Annotated in this window: 20 protein-coding genes, 3 tRNA genes and 1 riboswitch; of the genes, 16 read left to right on the forward strand and 7 right to left on the reverse strand. The window is 39.7% G+C overall.

The annotated features are described in order from the left end of the window. Window positions 1-166: 166 nt before the first annotated feature. Together DC077_RS07810 and DC077_RS07815 are read right to left on the reverse strand one after the other, a co-directional pair. Window positions 167-241: transfer RNA gene (locus DC077_RS07810), tRNA-Lys, on the reverse strand. A 79-nt stretch (window positions 242-320) separates the two neighbouring features. Continuing rightward, a tRNA-Lys gene (locus DC077_RS07815) sits at window positions 321-395 on the reverse strand. A gap of 418 nt (window positions 396-813) precedes the next feature. Between DC077_RS07815 and DC077_RS07820 the strand changes: the two genes are divergently transcribed. Next, a complete protein-coding gene (locus tag DC077_RS07820) occupies window positions 814-2,031 on the forward strand; it encodes an aromatic amino acid transport family protein (protein WP_109201944.1) in 1,218 nt (405 codons plus the stop codon). Window positions 2,032-2,297: 266 nt separating this feature from the next. Here DC077_RS07820 and fnr read toward each other — a convergent pair whose 3' ends face one another. From fnr to DC077_RS07835, 3 genes are all read right to left on the reverse strand, one after another. Then, window positions 2,298-3,011 (reverse strand): fumarate/nitrate reduction transcriptional regulator Fnr, encoded by a 714-nt coding sequence (gene fnr / locus DC077_RS07825; protein WP_094568417.1) that lies wholly within the window; start codon window positions 3,009-3,011, stop codon window positions 2,298-2,300. A gap of 501 nt (window positions 3,012-3,512) precedes the next feature. Continuing rightward, window positions 3,513-3,869, reverse strand: a complete 357-nt coding sequence (locus tag DC077_RS07830) for a DMT family transporter (protein ID WP_109201945.1) — start codon at window positions 3,867-3,869, stop codon at window positions 3,513-3,515. After that, window positions 3,862-4,203, reverse strand: coding sequence for a DMT family transporter (locus tag DC077_RS07835; RefSeq protein ID WP_109201946.1), 342 nt, complete (start codon window positions 4,201-4,203; stop codon window positions 3,862-3,864). The genes DC077_RS07830 and DC077_RS07835 overlap by 8 nt, the downstream gene beginning before the upstream one ends. A 434-nt stretch (window positions 4,204-4,637) precedes the next feature. Between DC077_RS07835 and DC077_RS07840 the strand changes: the two genes are divergently transcribed. The 7 genes from DC077_RS07840 to icd all read left to right on the forward strand — a co-directional run bounded on the left by DC077_RS07840 (window position 4,638) and on the right by icd (window position 12,068). Further along, a tRNA-Met gene (locus DC077_RS07840) sits at window positions 4,638-4,714 on the forward strand. A gap of 70 nt (window positions 4,715-4,784) precedes the next feature. Further along, window positions 4,785-5,261: a ribosome maturation factor RimP gene (rimP, locus tag DC077_RS07845; protein ID WP_109201947.1), complete on the forward strand. Its 477-nt coding sequence runs from the start codon at window positions 4,785-4,787 to the stop codon at window positions 5,259-5,261. A 20-nt stretch (window positions 5,262-5,281) separates the two neighbouring features. Next, window positions 5,282-6,775, forward strand: coding sequence for a transcription termination factor NusA (gene nusA / locus DC077_RS07850; RefSeq protein ID WP_109201948.1), 1,494 nt, complete (start codon window positions 5,282-5,284; stop codon window positions 6,773-6,775). 56 nt (window positions 6,776-6,831) lie between these two features. Then, window positions 6,832-9,453: a translation initiation factor IF-2 gene (gene infB / locus DC077_RS07855; RefSeq protein ID WP_109201949.1), complete on the forward strand. Its 2,622-nt coding sequence runs from the start codon at window positions 6,832-6,834 to the stop codon at window positions 9,451-9,453. Between the two features lies 1 nt (window position 9,454). Continuing rightward, the gene (gene rbfA, locus DC077_RS07860; protein WP_109201950.1) at window positions 9,455-9,850 is read left to right on the forward strand and encodes a 30S ribosome-binding factor RbfA; all 396 of its coding nucleotides are present in this window, start codon (window positions 9,455-9,457) and stop codon (window positions 9,848-9,850) included. Further along, complete coding sequence (truB, locus tag DC077_RS07865) at window positions 9,834-10,763, forward strand: tRNA pseudouridine(55) synthase TruB (protein ID WP_109201951.1); 930 nt, start codon at window positions 9,834-9,836, stop codon at window positions 10,761-10,763. Before rbfA ends, truB begins: the two co-directional genes overlap by 17 nt. A 51-nt stretch (window positions 10,764-10,814) precedes the next feature. Further along, the gene (icd, locus tag DC077_RS07870; RefSeq protein ID WP_109201952.1) at window positions 10,815-12,068 is read left to right on the forward strand and encodes an NADP-dependent isocitrate dehydrogenase; all 1,254 of its coding nucleotides are present in this window, start codon (window positions 10,815-10,817) and stop codon (window positions 12,066-12,068) included. A gap of 515 nt (window positions 12,069-12,583) precedes the next feature. Here icd and DC077_RS07875 read toward each other — a convergent pair. Continuing rightward, the gene (locus DC077_RS07875; protein ID WP_094568408.1) at window positions 12,584-12,787 is read right to left on the reverse strand and encodes a cold-shock protein; all 204 of its coding nucleotides are present in this window, start codon (window positions 12,785-12,787) and stop codon (window positions 12,584-12,586) included. A 162-nt stretch (window positions 12,788-12,949) separates the two neighbouring features. Between DC077_RS07875 and folK the strand changes: the two genes are divergently transcribed. The 7 genes from folK to truC all read left to right on the forward strand — a co-directional run bounded on the left by folK (window position 12,950) and on the right by truC (window position 20,177). Beyond that, complete coding sequence (folK, locus tag DC077_RS07880; protein WP_109201953.1) at window positions 12,950-13,468, forward strand: 2-amino-4-hydroxy-6-hydroxymethyldihydropteridine diphosphokinase; 519 nt, start codon at window positions 12,950-12,952, stop codon at window positions 13,466-13,468. 218 nt (window positions 13,469-13,686) lie between these two features. Then, a complete protein-coding gene (gene rdgB, locus DC077_RS07885; protein WP_109201954.1) occupies window positions 13,687-14,292 on the forward strand; it encodes an RdgB/HAM1 family non-canonical purine NTP pyrophosphatase in 606 nt (201 codons plus the stop codon). A 427-nt stretch (window positions 14,293-14,719) separates the two neighbouring features. Next, window positions 14,720-16,042: a branched-chain amino acid transport system II carrier protein gene (gene brnQ, locus DC077_RS07890; protein WP_109201955.1), complete on the forward strand. Its 1,323-nt coding sequence runs from the start codon at window positions 14,720-14,722 to the stop codon at window positions 16,040-16,042. Window positions 16,043-16,472: 430 nt separating this feature from the next. Next, complete coding sequence (locus DC077_RS07895) at window positions 16,473-17,255, forward strand: transporter substrate-binding domain-containing protein (protein ID WP_109201956.1); 783 nt, start codon at window positions 16,473-16,475, stop codon at window positions 17,253-17,255. Between the two features lie 358 nt (window positions 17,256-17,613). Next, window positions 17,614-18,900 (forward strand): 3-phosphoshikimate 1-carboxyvinyltransferase, encoded by a 1,287-nt coding sequence (gene aroA / locus DC077_RS07900; RefSeq protein ID WP_109201957.1) that lies wholly within the window; start codon window positions 17,614-17,616, stop codon window positions 18,898-18,900. Window positions 18,901-18,921: 21 nt separating this feature from the next. Beyond that, the gene (gspG, locus tag DC077_RS07905; protein WP_109201958.1) at window positions 18,922-19,362 is read left to right on the forward strand and encodes a type II secretion system major pseudopilin GspG; all 441 of its coding nucleotides are present in this window, start codon (window positions 18,922-18,924) and stop codon (window positions 19,360-19,362) included. Next, complete coding sequence (gene truC / locus DC077_RS07910; protein ID WP_109201959.1) at window positions 19,362-20,177, forward strand: tRNA pseudouridine(65) synthase TruC; 816 nt, start codon at window positions 19,362-19,364, stop codon at window positions 20,175-20,177. The genes gspG and truC overlap by 1 nt, the downstream gene beginning before the upstream one ends. 292 nt (window positions 20,178-20,469) lie before the next feature. Here the strand turns inward: truC and DC077_RS07915 are convergent, their stop codons facing one another. Then, entirely contained in the window at window positions 20,470-21,684 is a 1,215-nt protein-coding gene (locus DC077_RS07915) for an MFS transporter (RefSeq protein WP_109201960.1), read from the reverse strand. A 200-nt stretch (window positions 21,685-21,884) separates the two neighbouring features. Next, window positions 21,885-21,929, forward strand: a riboswitch (PreQ1 riboswitch). Window positions 21,930-21,932: 3 nt separating this feature from the next. Here DC077_RS07915 and queF point away from each other — a divergent pair. Next, window positions 21,933-22,403 (forward strand): preQ(1) synthase, encoded by a 471-nt coding sequence (queF, locus tag DC077_RS07920; RefSeq protein WP_109201961.1) that lies wholly within the window; start codon window positions 21,933-21,935, stop codon window positions 22,401-22,403. The last annotated feature ends 566 nt before the right edge of the window (window positions 22,404-22,969 follow it).

Below are 22,969 nucleotides of genomic sequence, written 5' to 3' on the forward strand. Positions count from 1 at the left end.
AAATAGAACTCTTACCTCTATCTTCTACCTCTATAGGATGATATATGCAATATAGACCGATCAATAATTTAACACCAATCTAGAATATCCTTTCTAGAGATACCCTCTACAAATGGGGGTAAAAAAGATATAAAAAAACCTCCCAATGATGGGAGGTTTTAATAGATGGTGGGTCATGAGGGATTCGAACCTTCGACCAATTGGTTAAAAGCCAACTGCTCTACCACTGAGCTAATGACCCTAAATCGAAAATAATTATAACCGATTTAGTAAGCTTGTCAACTATCGATCTCATTGCAAGCACTTTCTTCAGGTAAATTTGGTGGGTCATGAGGGATTCGAACCTTCGACCAATTGGTTAAAAGCCAACTGCTCTACCACTGAGCTAATGACCCTGAGAAGAGTTAGTATTATAAAGCTATTTTTATTGGCGTCAACCCCCTAAACCTATTTTTTCGCTTTTTTTATCTCTCTTCGACTCAATCTTCTCTTCCTAACAGCTTCTCACCCACTCACTTGTCCTCACTATAATCTCGCTATAACCTCGTTATAACCTTTTTGTAACATCTTCACAATCAGGCTCTAGGAGTGCCTTTAACTAGATCGATCCCCTCACTTTAAAGCCAACTCATCATCCTTATGTAGGAAGAGTATCTGCTGATCTTTTGTCCAATATCGATTAAAGATCAAAAATGGCAAATAGATCTCGAAAAGAGCTTAGACATCTATTTTATTCTCCACTATCATCATACGATCAAATAGTGCTTTCAATGCCTATCAATCTCTTTTTTTATTCATCAAAGGACAAACAACGTGAAAAGTCGTCTATTTGGCAGCACCTTAATTATTGCTGGAACAGCAGTAGGTGCAGGAATGTTAGCCATGCCTCTAACTTCAGCGCAGATGGGATTTGGCATGACCTTTATTCTCCTCTTCTCATTATGGATTCTCTTAACCTATACCGCCCTACTCTATGCTGAAGTCCATCAATATAGCCCTATCGATGCCGGAATTGCGACTATTACGGAACAATACTTTGGAATGACGGGGCGCCTTGTTGTCAACTTTATTCTCCTCTTCTTTATGTATGCTGTGCTAACCGCCTACATCACAGGAAGTGGAAACCTTCTCTTCAACTTAATTCCAAAATCTCTCAATTTAGATCCTGTCAAAGCACAAAAAATGGCAGCGCTCTTCTTTGCCCTACTCTTTGGCGCCATTATTACTATCGGGATCACACTCTCCGATATTACCAATCGCTTCTTCTTTACCCTTAAAGTAATTAGCTTTGTTGTACTGCTCTATCTCCTCTTTGGCAAATTTTCCTTCAGTAACCTCCATTATGCCCCTACCAATAATCTCTTGGTAATCTCGGCGCTGCCTATCTTCTTTATGACCTTTGGTTTTCATATCTGCACGCCAACCATTAATGAATATCTTCAAGGAGATCATCAAAAATTAAAATTAGCGGCGATTTTAGGATCAACAGGGATCTTTTTAATCTATATTATTTGGCAGATGGCAACTCATGGAGTCCTCAAACAGGAAGATCTTGTTGCAATCCTCAATAAGGACCCTAGCCTCAATGGATTAATTACCGCTTTTGAAATCACAACTGGCAGTAAAACCATTAGTGAAATTGTCCGTATCTTTTCTGTCTTAGCCCTTACCACTTCCTATATTGGCGTCTCACTTGGGCTCTCAAATGCAGTTAAAGATCTTCTTGCCCACTTCAATCTCAGCAAAAGTAATCTTATGGTCGGTGCAATTACCTTTATTCCACCTATTATTGTCGGCTTTACCTACCCTACAATTTTCCTTAGTGCCTTTGCCTTTGCCGGTGTTATTTTTGCCTTTATCGGCGTAATTTTACCTGTCCTTTTAGTCTATAAAGCTCGAAAAAAATATCCTCAAGGCAAGAGAATTCGAGGAGGGAATATCGCCTTAATCTTGGCGTTACTCTTTGCGGCAGTTATTATCTTTGTCGGGAGTTTTCCAGAGCTTCTCAATCTACCTAGCGTAGTTGAGTAACTTTTATAATCTTCATTCTATAGGTCTATAGGCTGTAGGGCTAACGTGATCACAGTGGCATCTCTTATAGTGTCAATATTGAGTGATCTAATATTGAGTGAAAATTATCGAATTTTTCAAGAGATAAAAAGAGAGCTATCACCCTTTAATTAGAGTGATAGCTCTTTTTATATCTATTTATAGAATAGCTACTTTGGTGGGAATCGCAGTAGTATCATTCACTGGCCGGATTTAATCTTACTTTACACAATATATCTACTGAATAGCTACTGAATATCTAAATTAACCATCTCTCTTAATGTATCGATATCAAGTAGCTTAATTTGACGATGATTAACTTCAATTAGATTTTGATCTTGAAGCTTTTTAAGCAGACGACTCACCGTTTCTACCGCTAATCCTAAATAGCTGCCAATATCTGCTCGTGACATACTTAAAGAGAACTCTGTTTCAGAATACCCACGGCGCTTCAAACGAGCAGAAAGACTTAGAAAGAGTGCAATAAGTCGTGATTTTGCTGGCTGAGAGCCGATCATTGTCATCATCTGCCCATCACATTTAATCTCATGACTCATAATCTTCAATAGTTGTCTTGAGATATTAGGAATCGTTACCGCAATCGTATCTAACTGACTATAAGGTATCTCACAAAGACTTGTGGTCTCTAATGTCTTGGCACCACAAGCATGTACACCTGAGCTTAATGCATCTAAACCGATAATCTCACCGGGCAGATAGAAGCTCGTTACATATTCTGAACCATCATTGGCAACCTTATAGGTCTTTACCGCACCGGAACGAACCGCATAGAGCGATGTAAATTGATCGCCCGGATAGTAAATATGCTTACCACGAGATAAAGGCTTTCCTCTTTGCACAATCTTCTCGAGCTTCACAAACTCACTATTTTCAAGCCCCACAGGAAGACAGAGCTGCTGTAAACTACAGTTCCCACATGCAACTTTAATCTTTTTTAGCATCCCTTTTACCTCAAACCAGCTAGTTAATACTCTTTCTCTCTTTAAATTTATAGATTAATGAAGAAGAGCTTTTAAAAATTAAACATCAATTATAGACCTATTATAACGCCAAGAATGTAAATTATTTATTACATCAAATTCCCAACCCCACTATTTTGACCTATAATTCTTCAACTCAATCACAAAATTGAGGAGATTATAGAGAATATTAATACCATTGCAATATTCAATTAATAGCAGAAATAGTAAAAAATCGAATAATTACCTATAAAATAGGGGGATTAATAAGAATAAAGAAGCGCGAATACTATTATTTGTTCTTCGTATGCTCCTCACTAAACTCCTATTTATAAAATTTGAAAAACGATTGATCAATATAGCCGGATATAGATTAATATATCGATATGTCTATATATTCTATATATCTTATATTCCTAGTTAGAGGTAGAAAAAATAGCATATCTATCTCTTAGAGAGGATCAATTAACTTTCCCTATCGCGCTAGAAAGTGCTATCTGCAAGATTTAATAGAATCACCCCTAATACAACAAGCGTTAAGCTAATCACTTTCTGCATACTTAAGCGCTCTTTAAAAAAGAGAGCTCCCGATAGCGTCATCAGAACGGTGGATAATCCGGCCCAAACCGCATAACCAATACTCATATCGATTCGCTGCATCACCAACGTAATTATAAAAAGAAAGAGTGAATAGCCTAGAATGACTCCTAGCAAGACAATCTTCGGCGATCCGCCTCCTAAGAATTTTAAGCTTGTTGTGGCAAAAGCACTACAGAAAATAGCAAATACAAGTAAGACCCACGCATTAATAGTCCCTAAAAAATTTAAAATTTCACCCATGCTTCACCTTTTTAGGTTGGGGTTCAAGAGAGAGCCCGGCAACACCTAAACCGATCAAGACAAATGCTACTATTTTCATTCCCGATAGATGTGCATCAAAAAATAGAATATCGATCACCGAGATAGCGACCATTCCAATCGCCGTCCATAATGCATAAGCGATTGAAATCTGTATTCGGGCAATACATGCAACAAAAGCGACAAATCCCAAACCATAAAAAAATAACATTAGTAGAGAGGGCAAGATCTCATTAAATCCATCTGATAGTTTCATGCAGACTGTCCCTAAAACTTCGAAACAGATCGCAATGCCCATTAAAAATCCTGCTGGCATAATTCCCTTTCTATCGCATCAATTGTTCAAAATATGAGAAACATTCTACACACTTTTTTTAGACTCTTCTGCCCTAATTGAGCATTAACCCTCTATTATTTAACTATAATAGGGGTTTCCACATAGATAATAAGCCCTTTTTTGGATCAATCCCTTCTAAAAAGAACTTATCACCTGAGTCTTACCTTCTCACCCTCTCCCTTATAATTGATATCAAAAAGAAGATCCTTTAACAGAAGCATCCACGAAAAATAGACTGATCGAAAATCTTATTATCAGCAACCATTAATAAGTGAACGCTGAATAGGCCATGAATAGGTCAGAATAGATCAGCTATAGAGAGAAGCGATCGAATCAAAAGAGAAGACCGCTAATAAAAAGCAGTAAAGGTATTGCTTTTTATTAAAGTTCATCTATAATAGTTTCTTCATTGACGCGGGGTGGAGCAGTCTGGTAGCTCGTCGGGCTCATAACCCGAAGGTCGTTGGTTCAAATCCGGCCCCCGCAACCAAATAATAATAAAAGCCCGTTTTTAAACGGGCTTTTTGCATATTTAAATTTTTTTATGGAAATCACTCTATATGCGTAAAGATCCTTATAATCTCTCAGAACTCTTATCTCCTTCTATTGAGGCGTTAGGGTATCAACTATGGGGAATTGAATTTCACCCAAATTCAAAAAATGCTATTTTGCGCATCTATATCGATAAAGAGGATGGCATTGGCATTGAAGATTGTGAAATTGTTAGCAATCAAGTCGCCGGTCTTCTAGATGTGCATGACCCTATCACAATGGCCTATACCTTAGAGGTCTCATCACCAGGATTAGATCGTTACTTCTTTACGCCGGAGCAGTTTGCAGCCTACCAAAATCAATTAATTGCTTTCCAGTTGCGTTCAGCAATCGATAATCGTCGTCGCTTTCAAGGGAAAGTTGTCGCTGTAACAGAGAGTGATTTAAGCGTCGTCATCAAATTAGAGAATGATCAATTCTCAGATGAACCGATATCAGTTCCTTTATCCAACATTGACCGAGCACAACTTGTGATCGATTTTTAAATTTTAAAGAGAGTTCTCAAATGAATAATAAAGAAATCATGCTCGTTGCAGAAACCGTCTCTAATGAAAAAGGCATCTCTCGCGATGAGATTTTTACCGCATTAGAACACGCCCTTGCAGCAGCTGCACGCAGAACTTATACCATTGATGTCGATCTTCGTATCGAAATTGATAGAACCGATGGTTCATACCGTACTTTCCGTCGTTGGATGGTGGTTGATGATCACTTGCCACAAGAAGAGCAAGTTCCTACTCGTCAAATTACGCTTTCAGCGGCACAGATTGATGATCCAGAGATTGCGATCGGTGACTTTATTGAAGAGGAGATTGATAATATCCCCTTCGCACGTATCGGTGCACAAACGGCAAAACAGATCATCTTCCAAAAAATCCGTGAAGCTGAAAGAATGCAGATGGCGCGCCGCTATGAAAATCGTATCGGTGAATTAATTCGCGGCACCATTAAGCGCGTTGACCGTGGCAACTTCTATGTTGATATCGGGGATAATGATGAGGCATTTTTGCCAAAAGAGAATATGATTCCTAGAGAATCTCTACGTATTGGAAACCAAGTTCGTGCGGTTTTAGAAGAGATCAGCATGGATAATCCTCGTGGCCCACAAATTATTCTCTCACGAAGAAGCGATGATCTGATCAAAGCGCTCTTTGAGATTGAAGTCCCTGAGATCAATCAAGGCTCTATCGAAATTATTGCAGCTAGTCGTGATCCCGGCAGCCGTGCTAAAATTGCGGTAAAGACGCATGATCAAAGAATCGATCCTGTCGGTGCTTGTGTGGGAATGAGAGGTTCTCGCGTACAAAATATCACTAAAGAATTAGCAGGAGAGCGTGTTGATATCGTGTTATGGGATGAAAACCCCGTACAATTTGTCATCAATGCAATGTCCCCTGCTGAGGTTATGTCTGTTGTGGTTGATGAAGATCGTCACATGATGGATATTGCCGTTAGTCAAGATAAGCTCTCTCAAGCAATTGGTCGAGGTGGTCAAAACGTTCGTTTAGCCTCAAAACTTACCGGTTGGGAGTTAAATGTGATGGGTAATGAAGAAGCCCAGCAGAAATATGAGAAAGAATCTGAACGTATCTTAGATCTCTTTATGGAAGCGCTCAATGTCGATGATGAGGTTGCAGAAATCTTAATGCGTGAAGGTTTCTCAACGATTGAAGAAGTTGCCTACGTACCGGTATTAGAGATGCTTGAGATTGAAGAATTCGATGAAGAGATCGTTGAAGCGCTTCGTGATGCCGCTCTTGAAGCACTCAAGAATAAAAAAGAACTTCTTCAAAACTTAGGGGAGTCAGCACCAACCCCAGAACTCATTGCCGTACTTGAAGATAATGAGTTACTTGCGATCGCTCTTGCAAAAAATGGCGTCCGCACGCTCGATGACTTAGCTGAGTTATCAACAGATGAGTTATGTGAATTAACCGGTATCGATGAGGACGATGCAAGCAAATATATTATGGCAGCAAGACAGAGTTGGTTTGAATAATATGAATAGTTAAACATTTTAAAATAGACATAGAGTGTCTACTTGGAAGATTGAGAATGAGTGAAATAGATAAAACAAAAAGCCCTTCAAAAATTACGATTAAACGAAAAACCCATACAGAACTAAAAGTTGAAACTGCACCAGGTCGTGCAAGAACTGTTCCTGTTGAGGTTCGTCGTCGTCGTACTTATGTGAAGCAAAAAAATGCTAATAATGCTGTATTACCTGAAGAAAACATTACTTCAGCTGCAGTTGATGAGGCTACTAAAAAAGTGGAAAATGTAGCTGAACAAGCAACAAAGCCTGAAGTACTTCCGGTAGACACAACAGAAATTAAATCTAAAAACGAAACACAAAAAGTTGTTGAAGATTCAACAACCGCTGATAAGGCTGAGATGGAAGCGAAACGAAAAGCGGATCAAGAAGCAAAAAGACAAGAGGCTGAACAACATCAGCTCGAACGTCAAAATGCAGCAAAAGAGCGCGCAGAGAGAGAATTAGAAGAGAAAAGAGAAGCTGAGAGAGCTAAAAAAGAGCAGCGGGAAAAAGCGCAGCAAGAAGAGATTGCGCGTCTTAACCGTATGGCTTCAGCTTCTGAAAAACCAGTTTCTAAAGTTGAGATCCAATTCCAAACTCAAGAAGAGGAAGTGAAGGTTGAAGAGCCAGCACCGATTGAAGATCTTATTGAGAAAGAAGTTGAGGAGATTTTAGCAAAACCTGTTAAACGCTCAGCGAAGTTAGATAGCGATAAAGTAGATAATAAGAAGACACGTAAAGTAGGATCTAAACGTCGCAGCCGTAATGACGATGATGATCGTACTGAGATCTCTTTAAAACGAGAGAATAAACGTAATCGTCGCCAAACAAGACGCAACCAACCTCAACAGCAGCATGGTTTCCAACTTCCTACCGCAACAAAACAGATTGAGGTGGAATTAGGCGAAACCATTAGCGTTGCTGATCTTGCGCATAAGATGTCGGTAAAAGCGGCAGAAGTGATCAAAGCCTTGATGAACTTAGGTTCAATGGTAACAATCAACCAACTTCTCGACCGTGAAACAGCCGCAATTATTGTGGAAGAAATGGGTCACACTTACAAATTTGTAAGTGAAAATCCACTAGAAGAGGAGTTAATCGCCTCTATCGAGCAAGGTGATGTCGATCTTATTAAACCTCGTCCTCCTGTTGTGACCATCATGGGACATGTTGACCATGGTAAAACATCCCTCCTTGACTATATCCGTAAAGAGCATGTTGCAAGCGGTGAAGCAGGGGGTATTACGCAACATATTGGTGCTTATCATGTTAAGACCGATAAAGGTGTTATCACTTTCCTCGATACTCCAGGCCATAGCGCCTTTGCGGCAATGCGAGCTCGTGGAGCGAAAGTAACAGATATCGTTGTTCTTGTTATCGCAGCAGATGATGGCATCATGCCACAAACAATTGAGGGTATTCAGCATGCTAAAGCATCAGATACGCCTGTTATTGTTGCAGTGACTAAAGTGGATAAACCGACTGCTGATAAAGATCGTATTATGTCTGAATTGACACAATATGAGATCGTTCCCGAAGAGTGGGGAGGCGATAACCTCTTTGCATTTGTCTCCTCAAAAACAGGAGAAGGGATTGATCATCTTCTCGATCAGATCTTAGTTCAAGCTGAAGTTTTAGAATTAACAGCAATCGCAGAAGGTCCGGCGAGAGGTTCTGTGATTGAATCTAAACTCGATCGTGGTCGTGGTCCTGTTGCCTCTGTCCTCGTTCAATCAGGCTGTCTTAAAAAGGGAGATATTCTCCTTGCCGGTTATGAGTATGGACGCGTAAGAGCGCTCATCGATGAGAATGGACAGCAAGTCGAGAGTGCTTCTCCTTCTATTCCTGTTGAAGTGATTGGTCTATCTGGTGTTCCAAATGCCGGTGATGAGGTGATGGTCGTTCCAGATGAGCGTAAAGCACGTGAGATCGCCCTCTTCCGTCAAGGAAAATATCGCGAAGTTAAATTAGCAAGACAACATAAGTCGAAACTTGAAAATCTCTTTAGCTCAATGGGATCAGAAGAGAATAAACAACTCAATATCGTTCTTAAAGCGGATGTTCAAGGTTCTGTTGAAGCACTTGTCAATGCTCTTGAAGAGCTCTCAAATGATGAGGTAACAGTTAAAGTTATTGCAAGCGGTGTAGGTGGAATTACAGAATCTGATGCAAACCTTGCTGTCTCTTCCGATGCTTTAGTCGTTGGATTTAACGTCCGAGCGGATAATACAGCACGTAAAATTATTGAAGATGAAGGTTTATCACTCTACTACTATAGCGTTATCTATGATGTGATTGATGAGGTGAAGAAAGCCCTAATTGGTAAACTTGCACCACAATTTAAAGAAGAGATTATCGGTATTGCCGAAGTTCGTGATGTATTTAAGTCTCCAAAAATTGGAGCGATCGCTGGTTGTATGGTGACAGAAGGGATTATCAAACGAAATAATCCAATTCGCGTTCTTCGTGATAATATTGTGATCTATGAAGGTGAACTCGAATCATTACGTCGCTTTAAAGATGACGTTAATGAAGTTCGCGCAGGCATTGAGTGTGGTATCGGAGTGAAAAACTATAATGATGTTCGCACCGGCGACCAAATTGAAGTTTTTGAAACAGTGGAAGTAGAGCGAAAGTTATAAAATGGATAGCAAAAATTCCCGTTTAAAACGTATCAATGAGCAGCTCCGTCAGGAGCTCTCACTGCTCATACGTAAAGATGTTAACGACTCACGGGCGTTAATGATCTCTGTAACTCAGGTCGATACAGTAAGAGATTTCTCTCAAGCGAAAGTCTACATTACCTATTTAGGACCCGATGAGGAGCGTCAAGAGATGATCTCCCTGCTCCATGAATATGGTCCTGAATTTCGTCGTCAATTGGGAAAAATTCTTCGTATAAGAACGATTCCTCGTTTCCATTTTATCTATGATGATCTTCTCGAAAAGAGTAATGCGATTACATCTCTTATTACAGAAGCTATTCGTACCGATGAGATGAAAGCTAAAGAGAGCCGCAGAGATGATTCAGAAGATTAAAGATAAACGCCGTCAACTTGACGGCATTTTGCTTTTAGATAAACCGAAAGGTTTAACCAGTAATCAAGCACTCCAACGGGTAAAGCGCCTCTACAATGCTGATAAAGCAGGTCATAGTGGTACGCTCGATCCGATGGCAACAGGAATGCTCCCCATCTGCTTTGGGGAAGCCACTAAGTTCGCCGGCATTCTGCTCGATAACTCAAAACAGTATCAATTTACCTGCAAGCTCGGTGAAAAGAGCAACACAGGCGATGCTGAAGGTGACATTATTGCAACTGAAGCGATTCCTCCTAATCTCACTGAAGAGAGGCTTACCGCTATCTTCTCCCAATTTATTGGAGAGATTATGCAAATACCACCCATGGTTTCAGCACTCCATCACCAAGGAAAGCGGCTCTATGAGCTCGCACGAGAGGGAATTGAAGTTGAAAGAAAACCTCGCAAAATTACCATCTCAAAATTAACCCTCGATCACTTAACGCCAGAGAGCTTTACGGCAACCGTTACCTGCTCAAAAGGAACTTATGTTCGCGTTTTAGCAGAAGATATCGCCAAAGAATTAGGAACTCTCGGCCATTTAACTATGTTACGTCGTATAACAATAGAACCTTACGGTCTTGAGAAGCTTATCTCTTTAGAAGAGCTAGAAGCACTCTTAGAGGGAGAAAACCCTTATGAATCATTAGATGCCCTTCTCCTACCTGCCGATAGTGCCGTAACGGATCTCCCCTCATTAATCTTCACCCAAGAGGAGGCAAGACGTATTCTCCATGGACAAAGGATACGCATTGAGGGTAAACTCGATCATAACTTATATCGCCTTTATAGTGACGATAACCAATTTTTAGGGATCGGTGCGCCTAACACTCCAACATCGATTGGACCTAAGCGCATCATCTCACAGAGTTAATTTTCTATTGAGATTCAATTTCGTTTAATTTTTATTTATTTTGGAGGTTTTATGAGTTATCAACATATTAAAGTTCCTGAGGGCGAAAAAATCACCCTTAACAAAGATTTCTCGCTTAATGTGCCGAATCAACCAATTATCCCTTTTATTGAAGGTGATGAAGTAGGTGCAGAGATCACACCGGTAATGCAAAAAGTGATCGATGCTGCTGTTGAGAAGGCTTATAATGGCGCACGAAAAATCTCTTGGATGGAAGTTTTTGCAGGGGAAAAATCGACAAAAGTTTATGGCAAAGATGAGTGGTTACCTCAAGAGACTTTAGAAGCTCTTAAAGAGTTTATTGTCTCTATCAAAGGTCCTTTAACAACACCGGTAGGTGGTGGAATTCGCTCACTGAATGTAACAATGCGTCAAACACTCGACCTCTATCTCTGTATGCGCCCGGTACAATATTTCCAAGGCGTTCCTTCACCTGTTAAAGAACCTGAAAAGGTCGATATGGTGATCTTCCGTGAAAACTCTGAAGATATCTACGCAGGAATTGAGTGGGAAGCAGGTTCAGCAGAAGCGAAAAAGGTGATCGACTTCTTACAAAATGAGATGCATGTTAATAAAATTCGCTTCCCAGAGACTTCAGGTATCGGTATTAAACCAGTATCAGAAGAGGGAACCAAGCGTCTTGTACGTAAAGCGATTCAATATGCTATCGATAATGATAAACCCAATGTAACCTTAGTTCATAAAGGTAATATCATGAAGTTCACAGAAGGTGGCTTCCGTGATTGGGGTTATGAGCTTGCGCGTGAAGAGTTTGGTGCAACATTGATTGGTAATGGTCCTTGGTGTGAGTTTAAGAACCCTAAAACAGGCAATATAATCACGATCAAAGATAGTATTGCAGATGCCTTCTTACAGAGAATTCTCTTCGAACCTGAAAAATATAGCGTTGTCGCGACCTTAAACCTCAATGGTGACTATATCTCAGATGCTCTTGCGGCACAGGTAGGGGGAATCGGTATTGCGCCAGGAGCGAACCTTTCTGACTCTATTGCGATCTTTGAAGCAACTCATGGAACAGCACCTGATATTGCAGGTAAAAATATTGTTAACCCAGGTTCACTCATCTTATCGGCAGAGATGATGCTTCGTCATCTCGGTTGGACTGAAGCTGCTGATCTTGTCATTAAAGCACTCAATGGCGCAATCTCCTCGAAGAAAGTGACTGCGGACTTTGCCAACATGATGAAAGATGCAACACAAGTCTCCACGAGCGAATTTGGCGATGTAATGATCTCTAATATGTAATCTTACATCAAGCTTTCGCTCTATTTAGAGCATATAAAAAAGAGATTAACACTTCTCCTGTTAGTCTCTTTTTTTGTACACTTTTTTCAGCTCTATTTTTATTCTTATCGTCGACCATCTCTTTACCTTTCTAGCCTCATCTTCGATAATCGCGAATATAGCTAATGTTGCTAATATGACTCATCTATCACCCTATCAACACAATAATGCATAAGGGGCATAGGGAAAGATGGTAAAGCGCTAAACCAACCATTTTAACCCCCATAGAACCCTCTAAAGCATTAGAAGTAGTGTAGGGAAAGAAATCGATAAGGTCAGATCAGATCAAATCTGATGAGATAAGATGAGATGAGGCGAGATAAAATTAAAGTATGACAAAAATGAAAAAGCCTCTAAATAGCTTAGAGGCTTTTTTATGTCCGGTTTTTGTCTGTTCTAGAGGTTACTAATTAATGCAATGCTAACTAACAATTCAATGGAACAACTAAACTCCGACTCTCATTACTTAAATAGAATTAAGCAGGTTTACAAACTGTTGTTTGAAGACCACGATCACTCTCTTTTGCTTCAAATTCAACTTTTTGACCTTCCGCTAAAGTACGAAAGCCATCCCCTTGGATTGTAGAGAAGTGTACAAATACATCTGCACCACCATCATCAGGAGTGATAAAACCGAATCCCTTGGATTCATTGAACCATTTAACAGTTCCAATACGCATAAAAAACCTCAAAAATAAAACTTATATGACCAACGATCATATTTAAAAATAGAATACTGTCTCAAACTTTTTATTTGTAGACAGGTTCTAACATTAAGCGTAAATTCCTCTAAATGCAAGATATATATTTTAATTATTTTTAAAACAGGTTTAAAAGACAGTATGAATATCGTATATCTCTCGCTCGGTTCTAACCTCAATAATCCCCTTTTGCAGGTTAAAACAGCAATTAATGAGATCCAAAATAGTTCACAAATAACCCTCTTAGCAGCTTCATCACTCTATGAAACTCCACCAATCGGTCCAAAACAGCCTAATTTTATCAATGCGGCACTCAAGATTGGGACAACCCTATCCCCACTACAATTACTTAAAATAACGCAAGGAATTGAAGCGCTACATCAAAGAGAAAGAACCATTCATTGGGGGCCGAGAACGCTCGATATCGATCTTCTTCTCTACAATGATGAGACGATTGATCACCCCGATTTAACCATCCCCCATCCTTTTATGCATCAACGCGCCTTTGTTTTAGTCCCCCTTTTAGAGATAAATCCCTCCTTAAGTACATCGATGCATGGTGCGCTCTCAAATCATCTCAACCATTTAGAGGATCGCTTCGATATTATCCCCATCGCCGATTCTCCTCTTCAAAATATCAAGATGAATAAATCAAGATAAAGAAATTCGATACCGATCAATAAGATACTTCTATCGGTTTTTTTGATCTATTTAATCTTTTTATTTTTTTATTTTTTTATTTTTTAATCATCTTACCGATTGATCCATTGACCCATTGATTTGATCGATTAACCCACTGTATTAAGCACACTTTTTCAAATGCTCTTTTTGAAATACTCTTTTTATGTCCTATCCACACTAATTAAGGAGGGTTCCCTATGGGACAACCATTACAAAAAATTTTAATCGCATCCAACAACCAAGGAAAAATTAAGGAATTTAAGGCGCTTTTTGCACCACTTGAGATAGAAGTTCTCTCTCTACAAGATCTCAATATTGACTCTGAACCAGAAGAGAATGGACTCACTTTTATCGAAAATGCATTGATTAAAGCGCGCGATGCCGCGAAAAAGAGTGGGTTGCCAACATTAGCGGATGACTCAGGGCTTGTTGTCCCGGCACTCAACGGAGAACCTGGAATCTACTCTGCTCGTTATAGCGAGTCAGGCAATGATCATGATAATAACCTCAAACTACTGACCAAGATGCGCCATCTTTCAGGCGTAGAACGCGCCGCCTACTTTAAAGCGGTTCTTGTGCTCCTTCGCAGCGCCGATGATCCCGTTCCACTCATTGCTGAAGGGGAAGTCCATGGTTTTATTACAGAAAAAATTGAAGGTAATGAAGGTTTTGGCTATGACCCTCTCTTCTTCTATCCCGAAAAAAAATCGACCTTTGGTCTTCTACCGGCAACACTAAAAAATCAAATTTCCCACCGAAACAATGCTCTTCAACAGCTTCTCAAGAAAATTTTATCTCTATAATCAATAACTTAATTAGTTATCCACATATACTGGGGATAAACCTTAGTATAAAGTTATCCACAAAAATGTGGATAACTCGTGGATAACTTTTTCTTTTTTTATCGACAAAGTGATCCAGATATTTATACAACTACTTTTCAACAGCTAAAATTAGGCTTAAGATGAGTTATTCACTGCTTTTTATCAAAAACTGTGGATAACTATGGCTGCTCATCATCATCAATCTTTATAAAAGAGATGATAATAATAAAAGGACACCAATAATTTATTATTTCGAAGAGCGCTTGGGTTCAGATGGCTTTAACAACTAAAAAAATCTGAGGAATTACTCTAAAAGACATCAAAATTGTTATAGGAGTAACTATCTGTAATTAATCAACTCACGCAAAAGCGCTAGTTGAATTGCATTTTCTAGAGATTAATTTGTATGTCTAAAAGAACTTTATTTATAGGATTTATGTTATTTGCGCTTTTTTTTGGCGCGGGTAACTTGATATTTCCCCCGACAGTAGGGCAATTGAGTGGTACTAACTTTCTTCCAGCCATTCTCGGTTTTATTGTGACCGGAGTAGGACTACCACTTGTCGGTATTATTGCCGGATCTTTTTCTAATGAGGGATTTCGTTCAGAGGCAAGACGTATCAGCCCACTCTTTGCGCTGATCTTTATGGTAGTGATCTATCTTACCATTGGTCCTTTCTTCGCAATTCCAAGAACTGCAATGGTCTCTTATGAGATGGCGGTCCTTCCCTTCTTAGATGGCGGGATTGAGACCTTTTCATCAAAAATTATCTTCTCCGTTATCTATTTTGGTTTAACCTTCTATCTCGCACTCAATCCTACAAAGTTGGTGGATCGTGTTGGTCAAATCTTAACGCCACTACTTTTAATCACTATTGTGCTTTTGATTATCAAATCTTTTTTTGATCTCAATACCCCTATTACAGAGGTATCAGCGCAATTTGAAAAAGCCCCTTTCTTTGTTGGATTCTCCGAAGGCTACCAAACAATGGATACCATTGCGGCTGTAGCATTCTCCATTATTGTTCTTAATGCAGTAAAAGCGACAGGATTAACATCACAAGCATCGATCTTTAAACAAGCTTCCATTGCCGCCATTATTGCGGGTGTAGGTTTAGGTCTGGTCTATATCTCCCTTGCATGGATGGGAAATAACTATCCTTTAACTGAAGCGGAAGCGGCAGGTGGTAATATGGGAACCTCGATCTTAACTGGGGTTGCACGTTTAACATATGGCGAAGCAGGACGTTTTCTCTTAAGTCTGATTGTGACACTGGCATGTTTAACAACCGCTATTGGCCTTATTGTTGCTGTTAGTAGTTACTTCAATGAGATCTATAACAAGATCTCCTATCGTGTCTATGCGGTTATTTTTACCCTCATCAGCTTTATTCTTGCAAGCCAAGGATTAAGCTCGATCATTATGGGGGCCGTTCCGATTCTTCTGATTATCTACCCCATCACAATTGTTCTAATTGTCTTAATCTTTATCGATCGCCTCTTAAAAGGAATGCCTAATCTTGCGTTCCAACTGCCGATCTATGTCACGCTTGTTATCAGCGCGATTTCAGTTATTTTGGGGTATCTTGATGATTCTGGATTTAAAGCATCTATCACATCACTCCTCAATTATCTACCGTACCAGGAGAGTGGTATGGGTTGGATGGTTCCAGCGATTGTAGCTCTTGTCGTTGGATTGATCTTAGGAAAAGCGATCAAACGTAACTAATACAGGATCAAATGAAAGATAAAAGATAGGCAGCGTAATTGAAGATGCTATCTAAAAACCGCTAATATTCAGCTATTAGCGGTTTTTTCCTTTTTAATGTAGAGAAAGACTTATTGGCCACTTACTCCCCCTTTTTAAAGTGATAGAAAGCATAAAAATATCACTTTAGGATAATTATCCGCAAAAAAGCGGTAGAAACCTGTGGATAACTTCGTGATAAAAAAGCTCCCGATTTATCCCCGAACTCATCCCACTATTTATGATGAGAGATATACACAGAAAAAAAGGGGGCTAATACTTGATTATTCCTCAACAAAGGCGGTAAATTGTGGATAACTCTGTCGACTCATCATTATCTTTTATTCTTTAAAGAGATGAATATAAGAATTATAGACAAGAGTATTGATCGATCATTCATTAGAGGTTTGCTATGTTAAAAAAATTAATTATTAGTAGTTCCCTACTATTTGCTACGCAAGTAATGGCTCAAGATGTCATTAAAATAGGGATCGAAGGCTCTTACCCTCCTTTTAGTTACATCTCTGAAAATCAGACAATTGAAGGATTTGAACCTGATCTAGCAAAATTATTTTGCGAAAAGATGGAACAGAAATGTGACATTGTTCAAGTGGACTTTGATGCTTTAATCCCTTCTTTAAACACTAAACGTATCGATGCGATCTTAGCGTCAATGTCAATTACAGATACTCGTAAAAAGGCGATTAACTTTAGTAACAAGTATTACCAAACACCTGCAAGATTCGTCATTCCCGTAGGTAAGAGTATCGACATTACCGATGAAGGTTTAAAAGGGAAAAAGATCGGTGTTCAAAGTGGTACAATCCATGAGATCTATATGAATGATAAATATCGTAGATCCGCAGATGTTCGCAGTTATCGTAGTTTAGATGAAGCAATGATGGATCTTGAAACAGGACGAATAGATCTAGTCTTTGCTGATGTTGTACCGTTAGATATCGGTTATCTGAAAGAAGATTATGCAGGAAAAATTGAATTTATAGGACCTGCCTTTTTTGATGAAGAGTGGTTAGGAGAAGGTGTTGGTGTCGGTCTTCGTAAATCAGATACTGAACTTTTAGAGCGTTTCAATAAAGCGATTCAAACAACTCGTGAAGATGGCTCTTATAAAGCGGTTGAAGCAAAATATTTCGATTATGATGTTTATGGGGATGCCCCTGAGAAAGGGCAATAGAGCTCTATTGATTCAAATGAGTCTTAATCGATAGAAAGAGTTAGTTGAAAACTAGCTCTTTTTTTATTTTTTAACCTTTTATTTTTTTCAGCTTTTTTAGTCTTTCGAGACTTTCCAGATTTTTTAGATTTTTTAAGTCTTCTTAAACGATCTGATCAAAAAAGAATAGAGTTGCACTGATGTGGTAAGATCATTACTCTAGTCAATTGCGTCTTACCTATGTAAGACTCTCTAAAATATTGATGAAGATATTGATTATTCACGACTTATGACTGCTGATCGGTATTTTTTTAAGAGAGATCGATCCTTAATTTACCCATCTTCTCTGTAATTTTCTCTGTAATTGGATTTAGCTACAATGATGAAACTGAATTTACCTCAAATAAGCGCAGCTGCTGGTTCGGTCACCATTCCTGGCTCGAAAAGTATCTCAAATCGAATTTTACTTTTAGCCGCATTAACAGAGGGGATGACAACCATTATCAATCTTCTAGAAAGTGATGATACTGAGAGAATGTTGGAAGCATTAAGTACTCTAGGAGTCGATATTGTTGAGAAGGATCCGGTTGCGCGTATCTTTGAGGTAAGAGGAAGCAATAGTGGATTTCCCAATAAGTGCGCGACACTCTTTTTAGGTAATGCCGGAACCGCTTTTCGCTCATTAACTGCCGCTGTAGCACTCAATCAAGGGGAGTATGAATTAACGGGAATTCCAAGAATGCATGAGCGACCGATCAAAGATCTTGTCGATGCCTTGCGTGCATTAGGAGGGAATGTTGAATACCTTGAAAATGAGGGATATCCTCCACTGAAGATCGGTAAGGGAAACTTTACAGCCGAGAGAATCTCCATTAAAGGGGATGTTTCAAGTCAATACTTAACGGCACTACTAATCGCATTACCGCTCTTAAAAAGGGAGATCACCATCGATATTGAGGGGGTTTTAATCTCAAAACCCTATATTGAGATCACCCTAACGCTGTTACGCCAATTTGGGATTGAGATTAATCATCATCACTACCAATCATTTATGATTCCTGCCGATGGAACCTTTGTAACGCCGGGAACATTCTTTGTTGAGAGCGATGCCTCAAGTGCTTCTTACTTTTTAGCTTTAGGGGCATTAGCGGGACCATTAACGGTTAAAGGGGTCGGAACTGCATCGATTCAGGGAGATATCCGTTTTGTCGATGCGCTTATTGCGATGGGGGCAGAGGTTAAATGGGGAGAGAATGAGATCTTTGTCTCAAGGCCTCAAAAAGGCTCTTTAAGAGGAATTGATCTTGATTGTAACCACATTCCTGATGCAGCGATGACTTTGGCAATTTTGGCCGTTTTTGCCAAAGGTAAGACCATATTACGCAATATCGGTAGCTGGCGTGTGAAGGAGACCGATCGAATTGCGGCGATGGCGACAGAATTGACAAAAGTGGGGGTCAAGGTAGAAGAGGGTGAGGATTATTTAGTGATCTATCCACAGGAGACGATTACGCCCAATATAGAGATAGAGACCTATGATGATCATCGTATCGCTATGTGTTTTTCACTGCTTTCGCTTAAAGCGCCGATCACAATTTTAGATCCGCAATGTGTTGATAAGACTTTCCCGACCTACTTTGAACTCTTTTCTCAAGTTACCAAGTAGATTTTAGCGAGGTCTCTTAAGATGTTTAAACATACATTTAAAACGGTCTATAAACAGGGATTTTCGCTTGTTGAGTTGATGATATTAACGGTCATTGGGGCGATTTTAATCATTATGTTTTCACAAAACATTTTGGAAATAAATGATGAATCGAAGCGTGTTAAGGTTAAGCAAAACTTACGCTCAATAGAGGGCGCTTTGGCGGTATTTCGAGATGATTTTTATCGCTATCCTACAACGGAAGAGGGGTTATCGATCCTTCTTTATTCTTCACAAGATGATCGTTGGAACGGCCCTTATCTTCGGGAAGAGATCTTGTTTGATCCTTGGGGCGCCTCCTATCTTTACGAAGCTTCAGAGCAAAATTATCAAATTATGACCTATGGTGCAGATGGCAAGCGCGGGGGCAAAGGGCTCAATAGCGATATTACTCAGCGCCGTGGTGAGGGGATTGAATCATAATGGATCAACCTAAATTTGGTCAGCAAGCGGGTCATCGAGTGCTACTGCCGGAAAAGAGTGCAGAGACCCCATTAGAGATCCTCTATCAAGATGACTTTTTAATTGCGATTAATAAGCCAAGTGGTTGGTTTGTTCATCGCTCTCTGCTTGATCCTAAAGTTACAACGATTGTATTGCAGCATTTGCGAGATCAAGTGGGAGCCTACCTCTATCCGGTTCATCGCTTAGATCGGCCAACGTCCGGAGTTCTCTGTTTTGCTTTTGATCAAGCGAGTGCGCGTTCTTTAGGAGAGCAATTTATGGCGCACTCAGTGCAAAAGGAGTATCTTGCGCTTGTTCGTGGATATGTTGAGCAGACGGGCGTGATCGATTCCCCCCTCTCTTTTATTCGAGATAAGATTGCCGATCGAGACCGTGGGGAGATTGAAGATCAAGAGGCTGTCACTTTTTATCAACCGCTTGCTCAATGTGAGATAGAGTTATCCACAGGGAAATACCCAACCTCTCGTTACTCTCTGCTCTCATTATCGCCGACGACCGGAAGAAAACATCAATTACGGCGACACATGAATCATTTTTCACACCCGATTGTGGGAGATACTACTTATGGTGACTTACGGCATAATAGGCTCTTTAGAGAGCATTATGATGTTGATCGACTTCTGTTACATGCTTATCGTGTGACCTTAGATCATCCTAAAAGTGGTCAACCTGTAACAATCACCGCGCCTTTGGATAAGCTGTGGATAACTCTGTTGACAAGGTTGGGATGGGATCCCTCTACAATTGGTAACAGATCCAGCGATAATTCTTAAAAATGATCTTTTGATATCTACTTTTGATATCTAGAGTGATAGAGAGTTATTGAGAAAAAGAGGCTGAATGTTGCCGGGTTCTGCCCCTTCACTCTCCTAATAATTGCGTTCCCGCAAGTCTCATGATCTTAGCGATTACTTAGGAACTAAGTGTGCTGATTTACACGGATGCCGTGGTAATGAGAACAAAAATAGTGAGTTCCTGTGGTTCGAAAAACTTTCTTGTGGGTTGAAATAAAAAAGATCTACCATTGGATAGATCTTTTGTTGATTGAGATTGTAAAAGAGAAATCTAATCGAGAATCTTTCCTTTTGTCTCGGGAATTAAGAAGATAAAGGAGAGCGCCGAAAGAAGATAAACCCCTGAAATAAGGCTCAATGCATAGCTAATATCATGTTTCATTGCTAATGTACCGATAATGACCGGTGCAAAGCCGGCAATACCACGACCTAGGTTGAAGATAATATTTTGCGCTGAAGAGCGAGCTTCTGTTGGATAGTGTTCAGAGAGAAGCGCTCCATACCCCCCCATCATGCCATTAACAAAGAACCCTAAAACTGCGCCAAGAAAGAGAAGAACATAGTAGTTTGATTGTTGGAAGTAGATCCAGACAAAAGCCGCACTCACTAAGAGGAAGAAGATATAGGTTGGACGTCGACCAATCTTGTCAGAAGTTGCCCCAAAGGTAAGTGTACCGATAACCATCCCGATTGTTGTGATAATTGTCCAGAAGAAGGTACCAGAGAGTGTAAAGTTATGCTCTTTTGCGAGCATCATCGGCATCCAGATCATAATCCCATGAAAGCCAAAGTTTTGAACGCTAGTGGCAATAATAAGACCGATTGTCGTTAGTGTTGTCCGTGAATCCTTAAAGAGTGGCTTAATGGAGATCTTATTACGATTTTCCCGCTTAATTTGTAACCAAATCTCCGGTTCATTTAGATTTCGGCGCGTCCACCAGACTAAAAGTGCCGGTAAAGCACCAATAAGGAACATTCCATGCCAGCCGATATAGGGGGAGAGTAGGCTCACTAATGCCGCTAAGACGATCCCCACTTGGAATCCGATCGCAACAACCGCCGTTGCGCGTGAACGTTTATGTGCCGGCCAGGTCTCTGCTACTAAGGTCATCCCGATTCCAAATTCACCTCCTAATCCTAGGCCAGCAATAAAGCGAAAGAGGGTAAACATCTCAGCACTTGTTGAGATAGCCGCTAAACCGGTAAAGAGAGAGAAGAGCAGAATTGTCCAGTTAAAGACACGAACGCGACCATACTTATCTGCTAGCATTCCAAAAAAGATACCACCAATCACCGTTCCGATTAAGGTGATGGTCTGAATCATGCCACCTTCGGCATCTGTTAATCCAAATTCTGCTTTGATAAGAATCATCGCAAAGGCGAGAATCATAATATCGAGGCCATCCATCGCATAGCCTAATGTTGAGGCGAGTAATGTCTTCCGATCACCTTTTTCGATAATCGGTACCTGTGTCTGTTGTTGCATAAAAGATCCTTTCTGAATGAGTAGGAGTGGGGAGATTAAAACGGGAAATATTATAGCAAGATCTCACTCGAACGGATAAAAAAGGCGCTATTTTGAGGAGGTGCGAAGGTGAAAATGATATTTTAAGCTGGAATTTAGAGAAGGAAGGGGCTTAATGATTTCTCTTTTAAAAGGAGAGTGTTATGATCTATCCTTTGCAATTTATTGTGGTTCGCAACCATCCCACATGAAAAAACTAGGAGAAAAGAATGACGGATAAAAAAGAGCAGTTAGAAAACTTAACATTATTGGGAAATCAAGCAACAGTCTACCCGACTGAGTATACTCCCACTATTTTAGAGACCTTTAAGAATGCCCATCCCGGTCGGGAATACTTTGTAAACTTTCATTGTCCTGAGTTTACCACGCTCTGCCCGATGACCAATCAACCGGATTTTGCCACCATCTATATCTCATATGTCCCCACCATCGAGATGGTAGAGAGCAAATCTTTAAAACTCTATCTCTTTAGCTTCCGTAATCACGGCTCCTTTCATGAAGATTGTGTCAATATCATTATGGATGATCTAATTGAGCTGATGGATCCGCTCTATATTGAGGTACGGGGAGAATTTACCCCAAGAGGCGGAATCTCTATCCACCCTTATGCGAATTACGGAAAAGCAGATACTCGATGGGAAGAGATCGCAACTCAGCGTTTAGCTAACTTTCAGTTTTAGAGAAAAGTGCGCTTATAAGTTGCTTTTTTAGCGATTTCAATACTTTTTTATTATTGATTAAATAAAAAGATTATTGAATTAACCTACGATTAAATGCGTTCTTTGTTGATTATTCATGCTCAATCTAAAATGAATTTCGGAGAAAAAGAGAATCTATTTTAAGATGAATTGGGAATATCGGCAAAATGGGTAAGAGTCATCGCGTTTCAAATAGATCAACTCTTTTTATAAAATCAATAGATTTGATAATTATTTATACATTCATAAACTTTTTTGTAAAAAGTTATCGCTTTCTTTAAAAATAGATATAAAAAAACAAATCTCTCAAGAGTGGCATTTATACTAACTTTTGAGAGATTTTTTTGTTTCTATAGTAGTTAAAAAAGCGAAAAAAGTAATTTTATAATTTGGGAAACGCTATCTCGCTTTGCTATGTTGTACTTAAGGATATGGAAACAGAAAAGAAGAAGAGGAGTGATTGATTGAAGCGGACTTATCGACCAGATAGAGCCTAAAAGATTAGTCAATACTGAAAGATGATGAAAATAGAGAGAGTAAGGATCAAC

The organism is Ignatzschineria cameli (genome assembly GCF_003121895.1).
Taxonomy (GTDB): Bacteria; Pseudomonadota; Gammaproteobacteria; order Cardiobacteriales; family Wohlfahrtiimonadaceae; genus Ignatzschineria; species Ignatzschineria cameli.